The organism is Vibrio sagamiensis NBRC 104589 (assembly GCF_007990935.1).
In the GTDB taxonomy this organism is placed as follows: domain Bacteria; phylum Pseudomonadota; class Gammaproteobacteria; order Enterobacterales; family Vibrionaceae; genus Vibrio; species Vibrio sagamiensis.
Genome location: NZ_BJXJ01000115.1, coordinates 1 through 1,713, shown reverse-complemented (window position 1 = coordinate 1,713; position 1,713 = coordinate 1). Strand labels below are relative to the sequence as shown.

Here is a 1,713-nt window from a genome sequence, read left to right as displayed (position 1 = left end):
GGCATTATTTTTAGGAGAAATGCATAAAATCGCCAAAAATCCACTCTACTTTACCTAATAATAACCAGATAAAATTGTGACTTTAGTCATGCAAAAATCAAACAGACAACTCACTTGTATATAAAATAGAGGCTTAAAAAGTAGAATTATTAACCTTTGCAACAAACCCTCTTTTTGGTCAGACTAACATACCAATCTCAACAATTGGCTGTCTTCATCAGCCCAACCAATGAAGTATCGCACTCATTATCTGAATTCGGAGGTGACCATCCATGCACCTTTATCTATACTTTCATTATAACCTCAGCGTTCTGGTCGATTAATATCTACGTAAAGCTTGATGGCATTTTTGTTATTATTCCGATTTGCAATTAGTTTCCCTGATAAGTAACATCAACCATACTGAATAAATAACATGATTGTAAAAAGAAATTAATAGAATATAATTGCCACTTTATTTTTATATAGTTGACAGAAATCAAAATGGATAAAATTACCAGTTTGATTACGTTAGGAAAATTATGGATATTATTAATCTATTTTTTGAAACTTACCTTATTATTGGTGGGTTTGTAACATTGTATGTATTGTTTATGTTCTTTACTACAGGACATAATGTTTTTGATTCTCCGGTTAAACCTAACTTGGCGTTTTCTAATAAGGTTAGCTACGTTCTCGTTATGTCTTATCTGTTCCCAATATTTTATGGGGTTTTCTTCAATGAGGTTCTTAATTTACGCTCTAATGTAAAGCAGGCTATAAAGCCTAATGATCGACCTTAGTAAACAAGGCTATTTTCAATTTCCTGTGGGTCAGCTACTCAGTATTCTTTAACCTGTAGATGTAAAAACCTGAACTATCTTCTTCAACGTACTATGCAATACCTGCGAAGCTGACAATAAAAATGAGGTGTTCAGGTAAGAACCTCAGACACCTCTTAATTTTTTGCAACAAGCCCCTAATAAGAGTCATGCGTCAGTCACATTGTTTGTAAAGAGTACATATATGAGAAATGTAGCGATACCTAAATTGTTGTTTTCATCTTGGTCTTATTGGGCTGATCGGAGCTCGTTAGAAAACATCAGCTATCCGGGTGTATATGCTTTAGCTATCACGTCGGACGACCTTACTGGTCAAAAAATGTCGTTTGAAAACATTGTATATATTGGAATGTCCAATTCTCTATCAGGTATCAAAGGCAGACTGAATCAACTTAATCGCTCGATAAATGGTGGGCGCGGTCATAGTGGTGGCAATACTATTCGTGCTCACCTTGGCGAGTATTCGGGTTGGAAAAATGATTTAGATTTGTATGTATCTATCTGCCCAATAATCTGTGATGTAAAAAGACGCTCCATCGAAGATTTAAAGTTAATGGGAGCAGTTAGTTATATGGAATATGAGGCATTTTCTTTGTTTAGGTCAAAAAATCCAGCACTCATCAAGCCTAAGTATAATAAGCAGTAAGAGTGTAGCAAACTGTTTAAGAGTGATTCGCAACGCGTGGCATTTTTGCTATGCGTTGCGTTTTGTGTTTAAGGTTGCTTCGGTATTGCGTTGTTCACACCTTAACAAGCCCTTATGCATTTTTTCGCGAACAGGCTAGTAGATTCGCGCACTGACAATAACTACAGGAAGCCATGTAAGAATGACTCTCTTTCGTCTTTGGTATTTAGAGGTATTTTGGCTATATGAGTTACGTCGTGATGAGCC

1 protein-coding gene is annotated in these 1,713 nt (G+C 35.8%); it reads left to right on the top strand.

All coding sequences use genetic code 11. The features are described 5' to 3' along the window. Positions 1 to 1,005: 1,005 nt before the first annotated feature. Positions 1,006 to 1,467 (top strand): hypothetical protein, encoded by a 462-nt coding sequence (locus VSA01S_RS19670; RefSeq protein ID WP_039983972.1) that lies wholly within the window; start codon positions 1,006 to 1,008, stop codon positions 1,465 to 1,467. Positions 1,468 to 1,713: the final 246 nt, after the last annotated feature.

Coding starts and splice junctions, on each gene's coding strand:
- VSA01S_RS19670 (WP_039983972.1), top strand. CDS start 1,006: ATGAGAAATGTAGCGATACCTAAATTGTTGTTTTCATCTTGGTCTTAT.